This window comes from Streptomyces sp. NPDC033270, assembly GCF_055576575.1.
The window spans coordinates 37753-56720 of record NZ_JBVIRA010000001.1 but is presented as its reverse complement, the minus strand read 5'-3'; the positions used below and the strand labels follow the sequence as shown (position 1 = coordinate 56720).

At 73.0% G+C, this 18968-nt stretch carries 19 protein-coding genes; 6 read left to right on the top strand and 13 right to left on the bottom strand.

Features of this window, described 5'->3' with window-relative positions:
- Nucleotides 1-89 precede the first annotated feature (89 nt).
- Both ACZ5XZ_RS00245 and ACZ5XZ_RS00240 read left to right on the top strand, forming a co-directional pair.
- Nucleotides 90-770 (top strand): DUF899 family protein, encoded by a 681-nt coding sequence (locus tag ACZ5XZ_RS00245; RefSeq protein WP_468972787.1) that lies wholly within the window; start codon nt 90-92, stop codon nt 768-770.
- Nucleotides 771-993: 223 nt separating this feature from the next.
- Nucleotides 994-1710: a hypothetical protein gene (locus ACZ5XZ_RS00240; RefSeq protein ID WP_468972784.1), complete on the top strand. Its 717-nt coding sequence runs from the start codon at nt 994-996 to the stop codon at nt 1708-1710.
- A gap of 94 nt (nt 1711-1804) precedes the next feature.
- Here the strand turns inward: ACZ5XZ_RS00240 and ACZ5XZ_RS00235 are convergent, their stop codons facing one another.
- Nucleotides 1805-2194, bottom strand: coding sequence for a VOC family protein (locus ACZ5XZ_RS00235; protein ID WP_468972781.1), 390 nt, complete (start codon nt 2192-2194; stop codon nt 1805-1807).
- The gene (locus ACZ5XZ_RS00230) at nt 2191-2484 is read right to left on the bottom strand and encodes an ArsR/SmtB family transcription factor (RefSeq protein ID WP_384486349.1); all 294 of its coding nucleotides are present in this window, start codon (nt 2482-2484) and stop codon (nt 2191-2193) included. The genes ACZ5XZ_RS00235 and ACZ5XZ_RS00230 overlap by 4 nt, the downstream gene beginning before the upstream one ends.
- A gap of 98 nt (nt 2485-2582) precedes the next feature.
- Here ACZ5XZ_RS00230 and ACZ5XZ_RS00225 point away from each other — a divergent pair, with 98 nt between their 5' ends.
- Nucleotides 2583-3350 (top strand): SOS response-associated peptidase, encoded by a 768-nt coding sequence (locus ACZ5XZ_RS00225; protein WP_468972777.1) that lies wholly within the window; start codon nt 2583-2585, stop codon nt 3348-3350.
- Nucleotides 3351-3413: 63 nt separating this feature from the next.
- On the opposite strand, the gene ACZ5XZ_RS00220 is transcribed toward ACZ5XZ_RS00225, so the two are convergent.
- Together ACZ5XZ_RS00220 and ACZ5XZ_RS00215 are read right to left on the bottom strand one after the other, a co-directional pair.
- A complete protein-coding gene (locus tag ACZ5XZ_RS00220; RefSeq protein ID WP_468972774.1) occupies nt 3414-3560 on the bottom strand; it encodes a hypothetical protein in 147 nt (48 codons plus the stop codon).
- Nucleotides 3561-3632: 72 nt separating this feature from the next.
- The gene (locus ACZ5XZ_RS00215) at nt 3633-4271 is read right to left on the bottom strand and encodes a TetR/AcrR family transcriptional regulator (RefSeq protein ID WP_468972771.1); all 639 of its coding nucleotides are present in this window, start codon (nt 4269-4271) and stop codon (nt 3633-3635) included.
- Between the two features lie 121 nt (nt 4272-4392).
- Here ACZ5XZ_RS00215 and ACZ5XZ_RS00210 point away from each other — a divergent pair, with 121 nt between their 5' ends.
- Nucleotides 4393-5304 (top strand): alpha/beta fold hydrolase, encoded by a 912-nt coding sequence (locus ACZ5XZ_RS00210; RefSeq protein ID WP_468972768.1) that lies wholly within the window; start codon nt 4393-4395, stop codon nt 5302-5304.
- 110 nt (nt 5305-5414) lie between these two features.
- Here the strand turns inward: ACZ5XZ_RS00210 and gdhA are convergent, their stop codons facing one another.
- From gdhA to ACZ5XZ_RS00165, 9 genes are all read right to left on the bottom strand, one after another.
- Nucleotides 5415-6794 carry an NADP-specific glutamate dehydrogenase gene (gdhA, locus tag ACZ5XZ_RS00205; RefSeq protein ID WP_468972765.1) on the bottom strand — a complete coding sequence of 460 codons (1380 nt, stop codon included), beginning with the start codon at nt 6792-6794 and terminating at the stop codon, nt 5415-5417.
- Nucleotides 6795-8111: a beta-ketoacyl-[acyl-carrier-protein] synthase family protein gene (locus tag ACZ5XZ_RS00200; protein WP_468972761.1), complete on the bottom strand. Its 1317-nt coding sequence runs from the start codon at nt 8109-8111 to the stop codon at nt 6795-6797.
- Nucleotides 8108-8377: an acyl carrier protein gene (locus ACZ5XZ_RS00195; protein WP_468972758.1), complete on the bottom strand. Its 270-nt coding sequence runs from the start codon at nt 8375-8377 to the stop codon at nt 8108-8110. Before ACZ5XZ_RS00195 ends, ACZ5XZ_RS00200 begins: the two co-directional genes overlap by 4 nt.
- Nucleotides 8350-9456, bottom strand: coding sequence for a beta-ketoacyl-ACP synthase III (locus tag ACZ5XZ_RS00190; RefSeq protein ID WP_468972753.1), 1107 nt, complete (start codon nt 9454-9456; stop codon nt 8350-8352). Before ACZ5XZ_RS00190 ends, ACZ5XZ_RS00195 begins: the two co-directional genes overlap by 28 nt.
- Before the next feature lie 33 nt (nt 9457-9489).
- Nucleotides 9490-10329, bottom strand: a complete 840-nt coding sequence (locus ACZ5XZ_RS00185; RefSeq protein ID WP_468972750.1) for an SDR family NAD(P)-dependent oxidoreductase — start codon at nt 10327-10329, stop codon at nt 9490-9492.
- Nucleotides 10326-11402: a 3-oxoacyl-ACP synthase III family protein gene (locus ACZ5XZ_RS00180; RefSeq protein WP_468972747.1), complete on the bottom strand. Its 1077-nt coding sequence runs from the start codon at nt 11400-11402 to the stop codon at nt 10326-10328. The genes ACZ5XZ_RS00185 and ACZ5XZ_RS00180 overlap by 4 nt, the downstream gene beginning before the upstream one ends.
- A gap of 17 nt (nt 11403-11419) precedes the next feature.
- The gene (locus tag ACZ5XZ_RS00175; protein ID WP_468972744.1) at nt 11420-13303 is read right to left on the bottom strand and encodes an acyl-CoA dehydrogenase family protein; all 1884 of its coding nucleotides are present in this window, start codon (nt 13301-13303) and stop codon (nt 11420-11422) included.
- Entirely contained in the window at nt 13300-14352 is a 1053-nt protein-coding gene (locus ACZ5XZ_RS00170) for an ACP S-malonyltransferase (RefSeq protein ID WP_468972741.1), read from the bottom strand. The genes ACZ5XZ_RS00175 and ACZ5XZ_RS00170 overlap by 4 nt, the downstream gene beginning before the upstream one ends.
- Before the next feature lie 130 nt (nt 14353-14482).
- The gene (locus tag ACZ5XZ_RS00165; RefSeq protein WP_468972738.1) at nt 14483-15850 is read right to left on the bottom strand and encodes a tetratricopeptide repeat protein; all 1368 of its coding nucleotides are present in this window, start codon (nt 15848-15850) and stop codon (nt 14483-14485) included.
- Nucleotides 15851-16266: 416 nt separating this feature from the next.
- Between ACZ5XZ_RS00165 and ACZ5XZ_RS00160 the strand changes: the two genes are divergently transcribed.
- Together ACZ5XZ_RS00160 and ACZ5XZ_RS00155 are read left to right on the top strand one after the other, a co-directional pair.
- Nucleotides 16267-17613, top strand: coding sequence for a hypothetical protein (locus tag ACZ5XZ_RS00160; protein WP_468972735.1), 1347 nt, complete (start codon nt 16267-16269; stop codon nt 17611-17613).
- Nucleotides 17614-17884: 271 nt separating this feature from the next.
- On the top strand, nt 17885-18658 hold the full coding sequence (locus ACZ5XZ_RS00155) for a PE-PGRS family protein (RefSeq protein WP_468972732.1): 774 nt from the start codon (nt 17885-17887) through the stop codon (nt 18656-18658).
- Nucleotides 18659-18968 lie beyond the last annotated feature (310 nt).

Genomic DNA, 18968 nt, shown 5'->3' with positions numbered 1-18968 from the left:
CGCTGCCCGACGAGCCCTGGCGCGCGGGCATACGGTGGGCGGCCAGAGCGAGTGGTGGCCACCAGATCGCAGCCAGGCCGGGAGTAGCGATGCGTCTGACCAATCTCACCGGGGAGTCGGCCGAATACCTCAGCGCCCGCGAGGAGCTGCGGCAGGCCGAGATCGAGCTGATGCGCCATCGTGAACGCGTCGCCGACCTGCGCCGCCGGTTGCCGCTGGGCCCCGTCGTCGACGACTACGTGTTCGAGGAGGGCCCCGCCGATCTGGAGGCCGGTGACGCGCCGGCGCGGACCGTGCGCCTGGGCGAGCTGTTCAGCCGGCCCGGGCGTGACCTGGTCGTCTACCACCTGATGTACGGCAAGCGGCAGACCGAGCCGTGCCCCATGTGCACGATGTGGTGCGACGGGTTCAACGGCGTGGCCCGCCACGTCGCGCAGAACGTGGACCTGGCGATCGTCGCCGCGGCCGACCTGCCCGCGCTCCGCGCGCACGCCCGCGACCGGAAGTGGACGAATCTGCGTCTGCTCAGCGCCGGGTCCGGCACCTTCAAGTACGACCTGGGCAGCGAGGACGCCGAGGGCAACCAGGACTCGACGGTGTCGGTGTTCACCCGCGACGACGACGGGTCGGTGCGCCACTTCTACTCGGTGCACCCCCGGATGTCCGACGACATCGACCAGCGAGGCATCGACCTGCTGAGCCCGGTGTGGCACCTCCTCGACCTCACCCGCAGAGGCCGGGAGGACTGGTTCGCCGCACTCGGCTACTAGGGACCTAGGGACAGGCCCTAGGTCGTGTCCGAGAGCCGCCCATGACCTGCCGGGCAAGCCCTTAGGCCGGCCGGGCGCTGCCGGCTGGGCCGACCAGGGGAACGTTCGCCGACGGTCCGGCTACCCGCAGTCGCAATTGCCGGCCTGACCCGGGCCAACTGCGAACCTGACGCTGTCCAGCAGTCATCTTGCCCGGCAGGGCTCAACCATCGGGAAGCACGCAATGGGCGGTGCGAAAGAGCCTTCGAAAGCGACGGAATCCCCGCCCCCGACCATCGGAGACATCCAGGCCGCGCTGGGAAAACGTCTTGACGACGTGGCCAAGATCCTGGCCGGTGCCCTCGTGGCGGTGGCCGGCATCATGACCACCTTGGGGCTCAACAGCAAGTTCGTGTTCGTCGCTCTCAACAACAGGTCGTGGCCCATCTACGTGGCCTCGCTCTGCGCCATCCTCTCCATCGTCTGCAGCATCTCCGCCCTACTCATCCGCCCCACAGGACGCGGAGTCCTGTGGGAGACGGGCGTGCTCGTCCTCGGCGTCATCTTCTACATGGCATCCCTGAGCATTGCCGTGGTGGGCGCCGCGCAGGCCGCGGGCGGAAACGGCCGCCCGACCTTCACCGACGTCAGACTCGACGGACCTCGCTCCCACATACGGCTGCACTTCGGCGTGCACGCCGACGGCGTCCAGAAGTGGTCGCACATCGAGGTGACCGTAAACCCGCTTTCCTCCGGGAAGTGGGGCAGGGACCTCTACTGGAGTGTGCTCAGACCTGACGATCAGGGGAAGGTCGCGCAGCAGATCGACATCCCGCTCTCGCCTCCGGCCGGAACGACGGTGATCTCGGTTGCGGCCGTTAACCCAGACGAGTCCGAGCCGGGCGAATGCGAAGCCAAAACGCAGCACGGGCCGGCGTGCACGGAACTCCACATCCCCTGAAGCCGGACCACATTGACGGGCTCCGCCGCCGGACTCCGACAGCCACAGTGAGAACAGCCTGGAGCCCGCCGATGCTGCAGCGGCTGCGGGCGCCCTACGCGCCGTGCACGATCTGGATCAGGTTGCCGCAGGTGTCGTCCAGCACCGCGGTGGTGACCGTGCCCATCTCCAGTGGCTCCTGGGTGAAGTACACCCCGAGGTCGCGCAGCCGGTCGAACTCCGTCTGTACGTCGTCCACGGCGAAAGAGGTGGCCGGGATGCCGTCCTGGACCAGCGCCGTCTTGTACGGCTGCACCGCGGGGTGGCCGGAGGGCTCCAGCAGCAGTTCGGTCCCGTCGGGGGCCTCCGGGGAGACCACGGTCAGCCAGCGGGCCCCGCCGCCCAGCGGGATGTCGTGCTTCTTCACGAAGCCCAGGACGTCGGTGTAGAAGCGCAGGGCCTTGTCCTGGTCGTCGACGAAGACGCTGGTCACATGGATTCTCATGGGGTGCTCTCCGGTGCGTCGGGCCTGAGCCATCGGGTCATGACGCGCTCAAGGGGTTCGGTGTTCAGGTCGTGGAACTTGTAGCGGCCCTGGCGCCGCGCAAGGACCAGACCCGCGGATTCGAGTACGGCCAGGTGCTGGCTGATCGCCTGGCGGGACAGCCCCAGACCGTGCTTCGTCGCCAGCCGTGCGCATATCTCAAACAGCGTCTGGCCGTCCCGTTCCACCAGCTCGTCAAGGATGCGCCGACGGGTGGGGTCGGCCAGCGCCTTGAAGACATCCTCCGACATGACCCCACCATAGGCAAGTGGAGACTTGCCTATCAAGCCGCGGGCGCCCCGCAGGCAAGGGTGCCGGGCGGCCGCCGACCGCGTGGCAGGGTGGAGGCATGTGCGGAAGATACGTCTCCACCCGCCGTCCGCAGGATCTCGCGGCCACGTTCGACGTCGCCCGCTGGGACCCCGACCAGGCGTTGGACCCGAGCTGGAACGTGGCCCCGACCGACCATGTGTGGTCGGTGCTGGAGCGCGTCGAACGCGACACCGGCGAGATCACGCGGCAGCTGCGACCGCTGCGCTGGGGCCTGGTGCCGTCGTGGGCGAAGAGCCTGGACGTCGGCGCGAAAATGATCAATGCCAGGGTGGAGACCGTCGCGGAGAAGCCGGCCTACCGCCGGGCGTTCGCCAAGCGACGGTGCCTGCTGCCGGCCGACGGCTTCTACGAGTGGCAGGCCGTCGCCGCGACCAGGACCGCCAAGGCCCGCAAGCAGCCGTACTTCATCAGTCCCGAGGACGGCGGGGTCATGGCGCTCGCCGGCCTCTACGAGTTCTGGCGCGACCCCGGCGTCACCGACGGCGAGGCGTCCGGGGCGTGGTGGACGACCTGCACCCTCATCACGACCGAGGCCACCGACGCCGCCGGGCGCGTCCACCCCCGCATGCCGCTGGCCATCGCCCCCGACGACTGGAGCGCCTGGCTCGACCCCGCCCACCACGACGCCGACGAACTCCGCGCGCTGCTGGCGGCCCCCGCCGCCGGGCATCTGGACGCCCGGGCGGTGTCCACCGCGGTCAACAGCGTGCGCAACAACGGCCCTCACCTTCTGGACGACGCAGATGTCGCTGACGACGGCGACGATGGCGACGGCGGCGACTGAGGCCGGCAGGTACGCGGCGACGGGGGTATGAGCGTGTAGCAGCGTTCGGCCCGGAACCGGCCGTCAGATGAAGACGGTGAGCAGCAACGGGAGCACCGTGAGGGCGGCGGCCGCGCCGCCCGTGGCGGTTGCCGCGTGGTGCCCGGCGAAGGGCTCCGGCACCGGGCCGTACGGGGCGTGTTGCGGCGCTGGGGCGGTCGCCTCGGTCATGGGAGCGAGTCAACGCGTCCATGACGCCCGCCGCCATCGGGAGGCGCACTCAAGTCGCGTGGGGGCGGGTACTCACTCCACGGCCCGTGGTGGCGGCGTGTCTGCCCCGCGGGGCGGGAAGAGCCGGTCGAGGTGGTGGTCCAGGACGGCCGCGGCGGACTCCGGGGTGCGGTAGCCGACCAGGATGCTGGTGCCGAGTCCGGCGGCCATGGCGAGCAGGCCGATCGCTTCGAGGCGTGCGTCCATGCCGGGCGGGGTGAGGTCGGCCCGCTGCGCCTGTTGGAGGAGACCGGTCACGGCGTCCTCGGCCGCGGTGGGGTTGTCGGTGAAGGGCTGACCGGCGAGCGCCTGGTCGGTGACGGACAGGATGGCGTACGAGGTGTAGACGAGGTGGAAGCCGATTCCGGCCTCGTCGGTCGGCAGCGACGCCTTCAGCACGGCCTCGATCACCACCCGCGGCCCGGGGTCGTCCCCGGCGGCGCGCACCCGGGCCGTGACCCGTTCGCTGAACCGCTCGGTCAGGTGCTGCAGCCCGTAGAGCAGCAGCTTCTCCTTGGTCTGGAAGTAGTACTGCACCAGCCGCAGCGACACTCCCGCCTCCGCCGCCACATCACGCATCCCCACGGCGTGCAGCCCGCACCGCCCCGCGACCCGGACGAGCGCCTCGGCGATCTCGGTACGTCGTTCCTCGTGGTCCACCCGCTTCGGCATCGGCCGCTTCTCCGCTCTCGGTTCGCTCGGTCTGGGCCCGGTCGGCCACCTTCATGATACGGCTGTACCATCATGGTGATACGGTCGTACCACAAAGATGGACGCTCCAGGAGGTGGCCACGTGCCCGAGACCATGACCCGCGCCCGGCCCGATGTCGGCCGCTATGTGAGCGAGTCCCTGCGCGACCGCTACTTCGCGGCCTGCGACGCGGTCTACGCGCTGGGGGCGCCCGCCAGCGAGGAGTTGGACGTGGAGACCGCCTTCGGCACCACGCACGTCTACCGCTACGCCCCCGCGGACCCCGCCGCCGCGTCGCGCACCCCGGTGGTGCTGGTGCACGGGGCGGGCTCCTGCTCCGCCATGTGGTACCCGAACACCGCGGCGCTCAGCGCCGAGCGGCCGGTCTACGCCCTCGACACACCGGGCGACCCCGGGCGCAGCGAGCAGCGCGAAGCCATCCACCCACCCGAGCGTGCCGCGCAGTGGCTGGACGAGGCGCTCGCCGGACTCGGCCTCGACCGCGTGCACCTGGTCGGCTCCTCCTACGGTGGCTGGCTGGTGCTGAACCAGGTGCATCGCCGACCCGGCCGCCTCGCGTCGGTCACGCTGCTCGACCCGGGCGGGCTGGAGAAGGTCGGCCTGCGCTTCTTCGTCTGGATCTTCGCCAGCCTCTTCGCGACCTTCGCGCCCAAGGCGTGGCGCCCGCGACTGGCGGCCTGGCTGGAGCAGCCGGCCCTCGTCGTGCCGGAGCTGCGCGCGATGGCCCGGGCGGGGGTGCGCGCCTACCGCATCCGCCGCCCGGCTCCGCTCCCCCTGTCCGAGGACGCACTGCGCACCATCCGCACCCCGCTCTACCTGGTGCTCGGCAGGCGCAGCCTCCTGGTGCACCCGCAGCGGCAGGTGGAGCGCGTTCCCCGCCTGGTGCCGGGAGCCCGCGCCGAGATCATCTCCGCCACCGGCCACGGACCGCAGATCGACCATGCGGAGGAGGTCAACCAGCGGATGCTGCACTTCATGGACACGGTCGACTGACAAGGTGTCAGGTGGCGGTCCCGCCCGGTTCGTCGGGCGGGGCCCGGGGTCTGTCCGATGGGTCAGGGTCGGAAAGGCCCGGCCATGACCCATCGGACAGGCCCTGGCGTTCATACCACCCCCTGGGCGAGCACCGCGGTGGCCAGGCGGGTGAAGCCGGCGATGTTGGCGCCGAGCACGTAGTTTCCGGGGGCGCCGTAGCGCTCCGCGGTCTGGCGGCAGGTGTCGTGGATCGTGCGCATCGCCTGGGCGAGCCGCTCGGCCACCCGGTGGGAACTCCAGCTCTCGCGCCGGGAGTTCTGCTGCATCTCGAAGGCGCTGGTGACCACGCCGCCGGCATTGGCGGCCTTCCCCGGCCCGAAGGCCACTCCGGCACCGTGCAGGATGCGGACGGCGTCGGGGGTGGTGGGCATGTTGGCGCCCTCGGACACCACCTTGACGCCGTGCCGGACCAACGTCGCCGCGGCATCGGCGTCCAGTTCGTTCTGGGTGGCCGAGGGCAGTGCGACCTCGCAGGGGACGTCCCAGACCCGGCCGCCGGGGACGTAGACCGCGCAGCTGCCCCGGCGCCGTGCGTATGCGCTGATGCGGCCGCGCTCGATCTCCTTGATCTGGCGCAGGAGTTCGACGTCGATGCCCTTCTCGTCCACCACGCAGCCTTCGGAGTCGGAGGCGGTGACCACATGGGCTCCCATGTCCTGGGCCTTGGCGATCGAGTGCAGGGCCACATTGCCCGAGCCGGACACCGCGACCCGCCGGCCGTCCAGATCCTCCCCGCGGGTGTGCAGCAGTTCGGCGGCGAACAGCACGTTGCCGTACCCGGTGGCCTGCGTACGCAGCGCGGAGCCGCCCCATTCGCGGCCCTTGCCGGTGAGCACGCCGGACTCCCAGCGGTTGGTGATGCGCCGGTACTGGCCGAAGAGGAAGCCGATCTCCCGGGTGCCCACCCCGATGTCGCCGGCCGGGATGTCGGTGTGCTCGCCGACATGGCGGTGGAGTTCGGTCATGAAGGACTGGCAGAAGCGCATCACCTCGCGGTCGGAGCGGCCTCGTGGGTCGAAGTCGCTGCCGCCCTTCGCGCCGCCGAGGCCGAGTCCGGTGAGGGAGTTCTTGAAGACCTGCTCGAAGCCCAGGAATTTGACGATGCCGAGGTTCACGGAGGGGTGGAAGCGCAGGCCGCCCTTGTAGGGGCCCAGGGTGCTGCTGAACTCCACCCGGAATCCCCGGTGGACGAGGGTGGTTCCGGAGTCGTCCTGCCAGGGGACCCGGAACATCACCTGCCGTTCTGGTTCGGTGATGCGCTCGATCAGGCCCGGCTCGGCGAACTCCGGATGGGCGGACAGTGCCGGTGCGAGACAGTCCAGGACCTCGCGCACCGCCTGATGGAACTCCGGCTCTCCGGGATTGCGTTGCCGGACGGCTTCGTACAGCCTTCCGAGGTGCGGGATCCGGGTGTCGGGGGTCGTGGCGACGGGTGGGCGGTACGGCATTCATCCTTCGCGGTGGGAGACGTGGGACCCGCGGCGGGTGGGGCGGGCTCCGTTGTGGGAGGGGTCGGGTGGCGGTGGTCCGGGCCGGAAGGCGAGCACCGTGTTGTGTCCGCCGAAGCCCGCGGAGTTGCTGAGCGCCAGGCGGACGTCCTGCCGGCGGGGAGCGCCGCTCACCAGGTCCAGCCCGCGGGATTCCGGTTCGGGCCGCTGGAGGTTGGCGATGGGCGGGACGAGCCGGTGCTTCGCCGTCAGCACGGTCAGGGCCGCCTCGATGGCGCCCGCCGCCCCCATGGTGTGGCCGATGACGCCCTTGGCGGAGGTCACCGACGGGGAGTCGGCGCCGAACAGCTTGTGCAGGGCGGCGGCCTCGGTGCGGTCGTTGAGGGGCGTGCCGGTGCCGTGCGCGTTGATGTGGTCGACCTCGCCCGGGGCCGCGCCGGCCGTCCGCACCGCCTGCTCCATGGCCCGCCGCAGCCCGTGCCCCTCGGGGTCGGGAGCCACCTGGTGGTGGGCGTCGGCGGTCAGCCCGTAACCGGCGAGCCAGGCGTGCACCGGCGCGTGCCGGGCGGCCGCGTCGGCGTCCCGCTCCATGACGAGTACGCCCGCCCCTTCGGCCAGGACGAAGCCGTCGCGGGCGGCGTCGAAGGGCCGGGAGGCGGCGGCCGGGCAGCCGTGGCGCCGGGTGAGCGCCCCCATTCTCGCGAAGGCGGTGGCGCACAGCGGCGTGATCATGGCATCGGCCCCGCCGGCGACCGCGATGTCGCAGGCGTCGGTGCGCAGCAGCACCGCCGCGAGGGCGATGGCGGTGGCGCCGGACGCACAGGCCGTGGCGGTGTGCAGCACCGCGCCGTGCGCCCGTAGCGCGATCGCCAGTTGCCCCGCTGCCATGTTGGGCAGGAAGCCGGGCAGCGTGAGCGGTGAGACCGACCGGGGGCCGGTGTGCAGGAGCTTGCGGAACTGGTCCTCGTAGGTCTGCACTCCCCCGGCGGCCGAGCCGAGGACGACCGCGACCCGGGAGCCGTCCCACAGGGCCGGGTCCAGTCCGGCGTCGGCGACGGCTTCACCGGCGGCCGCCAGCGCGAACTGGGTGAACCGGTCGTACCGCCAGGGCCGGGCGCCGGGCACCCGCGTCCGCGGATCGAAGCCGGGCACCCGGCAGGAGAAGGAGACCGGGAGGTCGGCCAGTGCGGGGTCCTCCGCCGCGGTGCCCCGCCCCGCGCAGACACCGGTCCAGGTCTGCGCGGTGTCGGCGCCGGCGGGTGTGACCAGCCCGATGCCGGTGACGGCGAGGTCCCCGTTCGCGCCGCGACCGGTCACCGGGGAGCTCCGCCGTCGGACGGTGCGCCGGCCGCGGACAGCTGTGCGTCGACGGCCCGGGCGAGCTGTTCCAGCGTCAGGCCGGCGGCGGAGTCGTCCTCTTCCAGGGGGATGCCGAGGTCCTCCTGGAGCGTGACGTACAGCTCGACGACGGCGAGCGAGTCGAGTTCGAGGTCGGCCAGTGTGCTGTCGGGCCGCATGGCCTCGGCGTCGACCTCGAACTTGTCCGCCAGTACGGTCACGAGGTGGTCGTAGACACTTTCCATGGCTGCTTCCTCCGGCGCGCGGGGTGGGTGGTGGTGGTGGGGGTGGTACGAGGTTCGGGATCGTGCGCCCAGGGCAGCGCGGAGGGCCAGCTCATCGCGAGCGAACCCCAGGTCAGTCCGCCGCCGAAGGCGGTCAGCAGCGTCCGCGTCCCGGGGCGGACGAGCTTGCGTCGGGCGGTGTCGGCGAGGGCCAGCGGGATGGAGGCGGCGGCGGTGTTGCCGACCTCGCGGATGTTGCCGAAGCGGTACCGCCGTGCGATGCCCACCCGGTCGGCGACCGAGTCGAGGATGCGCTGGTTGGCCTGGTGGCCGATGAACGCCCCGACGCTGTCGGGCTGCCAGCCGGCCTGTTCCAGCACCGCCAGCGACGATTCGGTCATCCGGCGGACGGCCTGCCCGTACACCTCGCGGCCGTTCATCCGGAAGTAGCGGTCCTCGCGGCACAGTCGGCGCGAGGTGTCGGGCCTCCGGCAGCCGCCGGCGGCGATGGCGATCAGGTCGCTGCCCCCGCCGTCGGAGCCCCAGTCGACGGCGGCGACGGCGCCCGGCTCACCACGGTCCCCGGCGCGCAGCAGGACCGCCGCCGCGCCGTCACCGAAGATCACCGCGGTGTCCCGGTCCAGCGGGTCGATGATGCTGGAGTACTTCTCGGCGCCGATCACCAGCGGCCGGGCGCAGACCCCGGTCCGGACCAGTGCGGCGGCGACGGTGACGCCGTAGACGAACCCGGAGCACACGGCCGCCAGGTCGAAGGCGGGGACCGTGCCCAGGCCGAGCCGGTGGGCGACCTCGGGGGCGGTGGCCGGGCAGCGGCGGTCCGGGGTGGTGGTGGCGACCAGGACCAGGTCCGCGGGGGCGCGCGCGGAGGCCTGCGCGGCCCGGCCGGCGGCCACCGCGAGGTCGCCGGTGCTGGTGCCGTCGTCGGCGGCCCGGCGTCGGAGGATGCCGGTGCGGGAGCGGATCCACTCGTCGGTGGTGTCCAGCACACCACGGCGCTTGACGTCCTCGTTGGAGAGCACGCGTGGGGGCAGACAGGTCCCGATGCCGTGGATCACGGCGGTGGGGATCACCTTGGTCATGGTCGGCAGTCCTCAGGTCGCGGGGTGGTCGGGTCAGGCGGCGAACGGGGAGGGGGGTTTCGGGATTCCGGCCAGTCCGCCGTCGGGGACGGACGCGCCGCCGTCGAGCACCAGCGCCTGACCGGTGAGGTAGGACGCGGCGGGCGAGGCGAGGTAGAGCGCGGCGCAGGCCACCTCGTGCGGCTCGGCCCAACGGCCCAGCGGGACATGGGCCATCAGCCAGTCGGACAGCGGCCCCGTGGAGTAGGCGAAGGCCGTCATGTCCGTACGGGTCCAGCCCGGGCACAGCGCGTTGACCCGGATGCCCTCGCGGGCCCAGCCGACCGCGAGGCTGCGGGCCAGCGAGATCTGCGCCGCCTTGGAGGCCGCGTACGCCTCCATCCTCGGTGCGCCCACCACACCGGCGAGGGACGACATCAGCACCACGGCGGCCCGCGGCGAGGCGGCCAGGTGGCGGTGCGCGCGCCGGCACAGGGCCGCGGTGGCGTTGAGGTTGACCGACAGCACCTGGTTCCAGTCGTCCTGGTCGGAGTGCTGCAGGGCGTCCAGGGTGGGGCTGCCGTCGGGCCGGGAGGGGAGGATGCCCGCGTTGTGGACCACGACGTCGAGCCCGCCGAGCCGAGCCGCGGCGTCGTCCACCACGGTGTCCGCGGCACCCGGCTCGGCGAGGTCGCCCGGCACGAGGGCCGCGGTGCGCCCCTCCTCCGCGACGAGTTGGGCGGTCTCCTTCAGCGCGACCGAGGTCCGGGCGGACAGCGCCAGGTCCGCGCCGGCCTGGGCGAGCGCCACGGCCACGGCCTTGCCGATGCCACGGGAGGCGCCGGTCACCAGGGTGCGCGCGCCGTCCAAGCGGAACGAAGCGAGTGAGGTCATCGAGAACTCCTTTGCACAGCGGGGGTTCGGTCGGGTGGTGGGGCGGTGTGCGGGGTACGGGCCGGCCCTACCCGGATGGCGGGTGCGCCGGTCCAGGTCAGCAGGGCGCTGCCCCAGGTCACACCGGCGCCGAAGACGGCGAGCAGGATCCGGCCGCCGCGCGGCAGCAGACCGCGGGAGGCGGCGGTGGCCAGTGCGTACGGGGCGCTGGCGGCACCGATGTTGCCCACCTCGTCGCCGACGATGACCAGCCGCTCCGGCGGGATGCCGATGCGCTCGCCGAGGCCGCGCAGCAGCACGGGGTTGGGCTGGTGGGTGATGTACGCGTCGATGTCCTCCAGCCGGAGCCGGTTGCGGATCAGGGCCTCGCCGACCAGCTGCGGAAAGATCCGGGCGATGAAGTCGCGGACCGCACGGCCGTCCATGTGGATGTGGTGCCGGTGCGTGCCGAGCGTGGCGGGGCTCGCGGGGATGCGGCTGCCGCCGGCGGGGATGAGCACGTGGTGGGCGCCGGTGCCGTCGGAGCCGAGGCGGAAGTCGGCGAATCCGCCGCCGCCCGGGACGGGGCCCAGGATCGCGGCGGCCGCGCCGTCGGCGAAGAGGACCGCGGTGCCGCGGTCCGCGGGGTCGATGAACTTGGAGTACGCCTCGACGCCGACGACCGCCGCGTAGCGCGCGCCGCGGTTGCCGCGGAGCCAGTCGTGGGCGACCCGGGCCGCGAACAGCCAGCCGGCGCAGGCCGCGCTGACGTCCAGCGCCACCGCGTGGCGGGCGCCGGTCAGGGCCTGGACCCGGCAGGCGGTGGAGGGGCCCAGCTCGTCGGGGGTGGAGGTGGCCGCGATCAGCACGTCGACCTGGTCGATGTCGATGTTCGCGGCGGCCACCGCGGCCCGCACCGCGGCCGCCGCCAGATCGGAGGCGGCTTCTGCCGGGTCGGCCACATGCCGGGTGTGCACACCGGTGCGCTGGGCGATCCACTCCGGTGTGACGCCCGCCACCGCGGCGACCTCCTCGTTGGTCCGGGTGGTGCGGGGCAGGTAGGTGCCCATGCCCAGCACACCGATACGGGGCATCCTCGGGCAGGTATGGCTCATGACGGCCCTTCCGGTAGCAGGTCGAGGGACTCGGTCAGGGCCGCGGCGTAGTCGTCGGCACCCAAGGGGACGGGCGGCGCACCGCCCGCGGCGCCCATGGCCTCCTCCAGCAGGGGGAGATGGGGCATCAGCCGGTCGCACAGGCCGTCCAGCACGGCGGGCAGCGCCCGCACCGTGGCCGCGCTCAGCACCCCGGTGGCCTGGAGACTGCCCGCCAGGCGGCGCGCCTCGACCGCCCCGTACAGCGCCACCAGGGGACGCAGCACCGCGAGCAGGCCGGGATCGTCGACCGCCGCGAGGGCACCGGCCAGGCTCTCGGCGACGAGCCGGCTCCCGTAGGCCTCGCCGAGTTCACCGGCCGCGTCCAGCAGCGGATTCCACAGCTCCAGGCCCGAAAGCCCGGCCTGGGTCCGCTGCTCCAGCGTCCGGTGCAACTCCCCTGCCAGTCGGGCCTCCTGGGCTCTGGTGACCGCCGGCCACCACGCGGGGTGGTCCGCGGGGACGGCGGGTGCCGGCGCCACGCCCGCACGGCGGCCGGCGGCGTACTGCCCGTTGTGGGCGCCCTCCGCCGCGAGGGCCCGGCCGGCGTCCAGCAGGATCAGCCGGCTGTCGCCGCCGGCGCTGTCGAAGGCGTGGGCGAACCCGTGGTACCCCGCCAGCAGGTTGGGCCGCAGGAAGCCCGCGACCCCGCACCGGTGCTGGCACTCGGCGGCCACCCGCGCGGTGCCGCGCACGGTGAGCGCCTTGAGCACCGCGAGGGGGCGGTCGACCGCGGTCCACGGCGCGAAGGTCATCCCGTCCGCCCCGCCCCCCGCCGTGCCGCGGCGGGCGGCCACGGCGCGCGACCTGGTCCAGATCTCGCGGGCCGTCCGGCCGGCGCAGGTGAGGGCGAAGGACTCGGCCAGGCAACCGAGCAGCGCGTGCTGCTGGTTGCGGTAGGTCAGCACGCTCGCCCCCGGGGCCAGCCGGCCGTGGGCCCGCCGGCGCGCGGAGAAGCGCAGCGCCTGTACCGCGCACTCCCGTGCCATGGCGGCCATCGCCGAGGGCAGCGTGGCCCACAGGACCTGCCCCACGCACAGGGTCCGCTGGAGCCGGGCGTCCGCGGTGCCGAGCGGATCGTGGAAGGCTCCCTCGTCGTCGATGCGGGCGCGGTCGCAAAGCCACTGTTCGTGGCGCAGCCGTACGCCGTGGAAGCGCACCAGCGCGTAGTCCATGGGCAGGGCCGGCAGTTCGAGGCTGCGGGAGATCTCCACGCCCGGCAGCGGGCCGTGCTCGTCGGTGAGGTCCACCACGAAGGAGAACACCCCGCGGTCCGCCCCGCCGGCCAGCACCCGTGCGCACACCACGGCCGTCTGCGGCATCCGCGAGGAGCCGACGGAGGAGAACTTGGCCGCCCCCGCGTCCGGCGTGTCGAGCCGGAACTCGCCGGTTCGCGGGTCGAATTCGGCGGTGGTGCGGATTCCCAGGTGGCTGCTGGCGTCGCCGATCTCCGTCACCATGAACACGCCCTTGGAGCGGGCGCTCGCCAGCGCCTCCCACTGGCTTCCGAGGCGGGCCGGGTCGTCCGTCAGCGCGATGACCGATCCCAGGCAGAGCGCGTAGTGGGAGAGGGTGGCCATGTACAGCGGTGGGTCGGCGACCGCGACGCACTCGCTGAGCAGCGCGAGCCGCTGGGGGTCGGACAGCAGCTCGGCGGCCGGCGGCAGGGCGTCGGCGAGGCGGCGCAGCCGCCGGTGGATGCGGTGGGCGCGCTCGGCGCGGTCCGCGGTCGGGGGGTCGGTGGCCGCCAGGGCGGCGCGCAGTCGCCCGCGCAGCGGGTCCGGGGACGTCCCGTTGATGAGGTCGTGCAGTTCGCCGCGCGGCGGTAGGCGGGTGGTCATCGGGACGGCTCCAAGTTGTGGTGGGGAGGACCGCCGGTCGGCGAGGTGACCTGGGCGGCGGCCGGCGTCCAGGGGAATCCGGGGTCGGCGAGGGGTGCGTGGGCGCGGGCCGCGGCGGGCGGCAGGGTGTGCTGCGCGTTGCGGGTGAGCGAGCGGCCGGTTCCCGCCTCCAGGAGCAACGCGGCCCTACGAGTGGTCAGTTGATGCAGCACCTTGGGCAGCCGTGCGGGGCGGATCAGGCAGTTCGCCAGTCCACGGTGCACATCGTCGCCGGGCCCGTAGGGGCCGCCGTGGACGGCGGAGAGCACCGGCATCCGGGCGGGGCGGGCGGCGAACTGCCGGATCGAGGCCGCGAAGGCGTCCGCCGGCCCGGTCAGCGACGGGTGGTGGGAGGAGAACGGCAGCCGCAGCCGGGAGGCCGGCACCCCCTGCCGCCTGGCGAGTTCCTCCACGGCCGCGAGGGCCGCGACGGGGCCGCTGACCACGGTCTCACCGGGGTCGTTCACGCAGGCCAGGGCCAGTTCCGGGGACCTGGCCTCGCGCAGCAGCGCATGGGTGCGGCACTCCGCGGCGCCGATCAGCGTCAGCCCGCCCGCGCAGTGCGTCAGCTGCCGTGCCAGCAGGCAGGCGATCCGGGCTCCGGTGGCGAGGTCGAAGACGCCGGCCGCGGTGAGCGCCGCGATCTCCCCGAAACTCACCCCGAGCACCTGGTCGGGTGCCCTCCCGATGGCGCACAGTGCGCGGTGGACGGCCATCGAGGAGCAGAACAGGGCGAGTTGGGCGGTACCGACGGTGGCGACGGCGAGGTCGCGGCCGCTGGGGGGCGAGTCGCCCAGCAGCGCCTCGGCAAGGGGCGTGATGCCGAACTCCCGGCCCGCCTCCTCCGCTTCCCCGAACACCTCGGCGACCGCGGTGCGTACGCAGTCGTGCGCGCGTGCCGCCCGGACGAGCGGGCTGACGGCGAAGTCGCCCTGGCCCGGAAAGAGGTGGACGACCTGACGGGATAACGCGTCGTTTTCTTCCCGGGAAACGCCGGTGGTGTCGCGCATATTCACCGCTCCGCTCCGTTCCGTCCCTTGGTGGCTTCTCCTCGATTGAACAGTGGCTTTCGCGAGGATGGGGCGGCCGTGATACGCGGAGATGTTGAAAGACGTGAAAGCGCACAGCTGGTCGAATGGTTCAGGGTCTGGGATAAACGGACGTCAGGACGGACGTACGGTGCAGAATCGCGGTCACCGCGGGGAGCGGGCGAAAGGGGGCGAGGAGTTGCCGTAGCCGGCTCACCGCGAGATCCGCCTCGCCCGACCGCACATGGACGTACTGATCGAGAAAGGAACTCCAGGCGGCGCAGGCCTCCTCCACATGACCGAGACCGACGAGGATCTCGGCGTGCCGGGCATGGCTCAGCGCCAGCCCGCGGTGGTCGTCGCCCGGACGCCGCGCCAAGGAGTGGTGCAGGGCCGCCTGCGCGGCCGGCAGATCTCCCAGATACCGGAAGACCTCGGCGCTCTGGAACTCCAGCGCCGCGGGCGCGTAGGTGTGGAAGGGGCCCGGCGCGCACCCGCGCCGCCGGCCCGACTCGGCCGCGCGCTCGGCCGTGCCCAAGGAGGTGAGCGCCGCATGGCGCAGACCGCAGGCCGCCTGGGCGACGGCGAGTTGGGACAACAGGAACGCCCGGATTCCGCCGTCCGGCGCGACGGCGGTGGAGGCGGCGGTCTCGGCGGCCTGCAGCGCCATCCGCCGGTGGCCCAGCGCGAGTCCCTGAGCGCTCAGTCCCCGCAGGACGACGGCCCAGGCGGTGACGTCCCCGGACTCGGCGGCGAGTCGCAGGGCGGTGTGGAAGTGGCGTTGGGCGAGTCCGTGGACGGATGCGTCCTGGTACATCCGCGCGAGCAGGAAGGCCAGTCGTGAGGTCTCCACCAGCAGGCCCCGGTGGGTGTCCTGGTCCGTCATCTCCCGGAGCCGGGGGACGATGTCGTCCGCGAGGTAGGTGGCCAGGGCCGAGCGGGCCCGCCGGCCGCCGTGCGCGTCGAAGGACGCCGCGTAGAAGCGCACGGCGAGCCGGACGACGGCGAGTTCCTCCTCGGTCTCCTCGCGCCACACCACGGAACGCGTCGTCCAGGGCCGCGGTGCGGCCCGTGCGCCCGCGAGGTCCGATTCCCGGTACGGCTGGAGTCGTGCGGACACCCGGCGGGCGGGGTCGCTCTCCATGCTGCACAAATCGGTGAGCGCCGATTCGGCCGGCGAGACAGGGTCGGGTGGCCGCCCACCCGTCGGCGCGGAAGGGGCGCAGGCGAATCCCGCCGCACTCGGGGAGACGGACCGGCCCAGGCGCCGGGTCAGCGCTTCCGCTATGAGTGCGGGCACCGGCGGAGCCGGCTGCGTACCGCTGAGCCAATGGGAGACGGCCGTGCGGTCGTAGTTCAGGTCCAGGTCGATTTCCGCGGCGAGCGCATTGACCGACCGGGCGAGCGCGGCTTGGGTCCAGCGGGCCTCCGCCAGCAGGGACCGCAGGATTTCGTTGCGGCGTCTGGTGGTCTGCGCCACTTTTCGCTCCCGGGCGGAGAGTCGGCCGGACGGCCAACGGTGGTGGGCCGCTCGTTCCGAGCCAATTCCGCGGCCGGGCCGCGGGTGATACACGGTGAGGAACTGCGGTAATACTGCTGCTGAGATGTTTTGTGAGGTGCCATGTGCCGCGCCTGGTACTGCTGTTGTGCGTGGGGAATCCTGATGCGGACCGCCGGAGCGCATTCGGCGCGGAATTCACCGGCGCGCGAGCCGGCCAGTGTCCGGAAATCCGCCTTCCGGAACCTGGGGCATAGCCGACGTCCGCCCCTTAACGGAACCATGAATCCGGTCGGGCGGGAACGCCCGGCATGCGGTGGGTCCGTGAACGTGTTGAAAGTCCCCGCACCACGTCGCGGTGCGTATCCGGAGGGAAGACGGATCATGAAAGACGGATCATGAAGGGCCGGCGCCCGAATCGTCTGCTGGCCGCTCTGCTGACCGAAGCCGACTGGTCCGCCGGGGATCTCGCCCGCGCCGTCAACCTCCTGGGCACGGCACACGGGCTGAACCTGCGCTACGACCGGACTTCCGTGGCGCACTGGCTCCACGGATCACGCCCCCGTTCGCCGGTCGACGAACTGGTGGGGCAGGCGCTGAGCCGCCGTGTCGGCCGACGCCTGACGCCCGCCGACACCGGGTTCGACGCGCCGGACGCGGGCGGCGACACGGTGGCGGCCGTGCTGCGCAGCGACGATCCGGTGCGGCGGTTGGCCTCGCTGTGCCGGGCGGACGCCGACCCCACCCGCCGGGCGCCGCTGGCCCGCTCGGTCATCTCCGCCCCGCCCCCCGTGCTCCGCAGCTGGGACAAGAGCCCCCCACCGCTCGTGCGGACCGACGGAGGCGGGCGGCAGGCGACCTCGGCGGATGCGGCACGGCTGACGACCATGGCGTCCTACAGCGCGCTGATGGGCGAGAAGTACGGCGGCGCCCACGGCAGGCCCGCACTGGCGCTGTACCTCGCCGACGACGTGGTGCCGCTGCTCACCGCACCCGCCGATCCGGCGGTCCGCAGCTCCCTGCTCACCGGCGCGGCCCATCTGACGCTGCTGCTCGCCGCCATGACGTCCGATGTCGGGCACACCGCCCTCGCGCTGCACTACTACAACGTCGCCCTCTCACTCGCCCACGCGGCCGAGGACCGCGGCTCCTACGCGATCACCCTGCGCTGTCTGAGTGTGCAGGCGCACCGGCTGGGCGACCACCGCCAGGCCGTCGAGCTCGGGGAGGCGGCACTCGGCGTCGCGGGCTCGGCCGTCCCCCACGCGACCCGGGCCTTCCTGCACGCCGGGCGCGCCGTCGTGCGCGCCGGCGCCGGCGGGCACCGCCTGGCGGCCGCGGATCTCGGGGCGGCGGAACGGCAGCTCGCCCTGGCCACGGGCCCGGAGGGCCCCTTCACCAGCTATCCGGAGTCCGCCCTGCGCTACCAACAGGCCGAGGTGCTCGCGCGGCTGGGGGACCACAACGGCGCGGCGGCCGAGCTGGCACGTTCCCTGGCCGGCAGGCCGGCCGACCACCACAAGGCCCGTACGCTGCTGCACGCCCAGCTCGCGCAGGTCCTGCTGGCCGCGCACGAGGTGGAGGCGGCCGTCGAGCACTGCTTCCACGCTCTGCAGCACCACCAGCAGCTCGCCAAGGGGTCCGTGCACGGCACGCTGCCCCGGCTGGTCCAGCGGCTCGCCCCCTATCAGCGGCATCCCCGCGTCAGAGCCTTCCGCGAGCGTCTGCGCGCGATGCCGCGGTGACACCGTCATGGACCTCTCCCCCCGTTGGAGACAGTCGCGCGGTCTTCGGCTCCGGTGCCGCGTCGTCGCGCTTCAGGTCGGAAACAGGCTCTGATCGGGCAAGCATCAGCATCGCCACGTCAAAAGGGTCTGTCACAGCTCTATAGGTGCGTTCGAGCGCCGACTTCTAACCGCTGCGCACCCACCTCGCCACCGGCTTCACCCGTACGCACCCCGCCTCCGGTGCCCCTCGTGATCGACGCCGGAGGCAGGGTGCGACGATGGGCCTGTCATGGATGCGGGGCAGGTTCTCAGGGGGCTACGGGCCGCGGTGTTCGCCGCGGTGTGTGTGCTGCTCGCTGCGCTGGGACACGCGGTGATGTCGGATGCCGCGGTGCCCGCGTGGATGCTGCTCACGGCCGGCGTGGGAACCACGGCCGGTGCCTGGTGCTTCGCGGGCCGGGAACGCGGCCCGCTGCTGGTCGGGTTGCTGACCGTCGGCACCCAGGCGGCGCTGCACAGCGCCTTCTCGTTCGGCCAGGCGGTGGCCCGCTCCGGCGGTGGCGGCGAGCCGCTGTCGCTCGCGCGGCAGTGGGCGGACTCCTGGATGTGCGGCGCGCAGGGCATGCGGCTCTCCGAGGGCGCCACCGCGCAGATGACGCAGCTGATGCACCGGCAGATGGCGTCCGTGCACGGGATGCACGGGGCCTCCGGGATGCCGGGGATGTCCCCGGCGGAGCATGCGGGCCGGATGCAGCATCTGGATCCGGCCGGTCAGATGGCGGGGATGCACGGTGGCGCCACCGGCATGCTGGCCGCCCACCTGCTGGTCGCGCTGCTCAGCGCGTGGTGGCTGTGGGGCGGCGAGCGGGCGGCGTTCCGGCTCGTGCGGAGCGTGTCGTCCTGGCTGTTCGCCCCGCTGGTGCTCGTCCTGCGCGGGGTGCTGCCCGATGCGCCGCCCGCCGTGCGCGCCGCCCGGCAGGAGCCGCGGCGAGCGGTGCAGAAGCTGCTGCTGGCCCATGCGATGTCGCTGCGGGGTCCGCCGTATGAGCCGGCTGTCGGCTGACAGCACGGTCGAATTCCCGAGCCGAGGGGCGGACGGGCGCCGCGCGCTGAGCGCGGACGCCCGGGTCCCGGCTCCGTTTTCACCGGTCGCCGCCCCCGTGCGGTGACCGGATCATGCGAAGGACTCCAGATGATGAATCCTGTCCGGATGCCGGTGGCGCCGCCGCCGGTATCCGATGCCGGCACACCGGCCCGTGGGCGCGGGGGGCCCCCCCCCCCCCCCTCCGCCCCCCCCTCCCCCCCCCCTTTTCCCCCCCCCCCGGGGTACCCGCCCCCCCGCCACCCACCCCCAGATAGCTAGGAACTAGTCG

Bases quoted from the DNA above. Each gene is read 5' to 3' on its own strand.
- ACZ5XZ_RS00230 (WP_384486349.1), bottom strand. From the start codon at position 2,484: ATGTCGGAGGATGTCTTCAAGGCGCTGGCCGACCCCACCCGTCGGCGC.
- ACZ5XZ_RS00195 (WP_468972758.1), bottom strand. From the start codon at position 8,377: ATGGAAAGTGTCTACGACCACCTCGTGACCGTACTGGCGGACAAGTTC.
- ACZ5XZ_RS00220 (WP_468972774.1), bottom strand. From the start codon at position 3,560: ATGACCGAGGCGACCGCCCCAGCGCCGCAACACGCCCCGTACGGCCCG.
- ACZ5XZ_RS00175 (WP_468972744.1), bottom strand. From the start codon at position 13,303: ATGACCACCCGCCTACCGCCGCGCGGCGAACTGCACGACCTCATCAAC.
- ACZ5XZ_RS00245 (WP_468972787.1), top strand. From the start codon at position 90: ATGCGTCTGACCAATCTCACCGGGGAGTCGGCCGAATACCTCAGCGCC.
- ACZ5XZ_RS00190 (WP_468972753.1), bottom strand. From the start codon at position 9,456: ATGACCAAGGTGATCCCCACCGCCGTGATCCACGGCATCGGGACCTGT.
- ACZ5XZ_RS00240 (WP_468972784.1), top strand. From the start codon at position 994: ATGGGCGGTGCGAAAGAGCCTTCGAAAGCGACGGAATCCCCGCCCCCG.
- ACZ5XZ_RS00180 (WP_468972747.1), bottom strand. From the start codon at position 11,402: ATGCCCCGTATCGGTGTGCTGGGCATGGGCACCTACCTGCCCCGCACC.
- ACZ5XZ_RS00225 (WP_468972777.1), top strand. From the start codon at position 2,583: ATGTGCGGAAGATACGTCTCCACCCGCCGTCCGCAGGATCTCGCGGCC.
- gdhA (WP_468972765.1), bottom strand. From the start codon at position 6,794: ATGCCGTACCGCCCACCCGTCGCCACGACCCCCGACACCCGGATCCCG.
- ACZ5XZ_RS00160 (WP_468972735.1), top strand. From the start codon at position 16,267: ATGAAGGGCCGGCGCCCGAATCGTCTGCTGGCCGCTCTGCTGACCGAA.
- ACZ5XZ_RS00235 (WP_468972781.1), bottom strand. From the start codon at position 2,194: ATGAGAATCCATGTGACCAGCGTCTTCGTCGACGACCAGGACAAGGCC.
- ACZ5XZ_RS00155 (WP_468972732.1), top strand. From the start codon at position 17,885: ATGGATGCGGGGCAGGTTCTCAGGGGGCTACGGGCCGCGGTGTTCGCC.
- ACZ5XZ_RS00215 (WP_468972771.1), bottom strand. From the start codon at position 4,271: ATGCCGAAGCGGGTGGACCACGAGGAACGACGTACCGAGATCGCCGAG.
- ACZ5XZ_RS00170 (WP_468972741.1), bottom strand. From the start codon at position 14,352: ATGCGCGACACCACCGGCGTTTCCCGGGAAGAAAACGACGCGTTATCC.
- ACZ5XZ_RS00185 (WP_468972750.1), bottom strand. From the start codon at position 10,329: ATGACCTCACTCGCTTCGTTCCGCTTGGACGGCGCGCGCACCCTGGTG.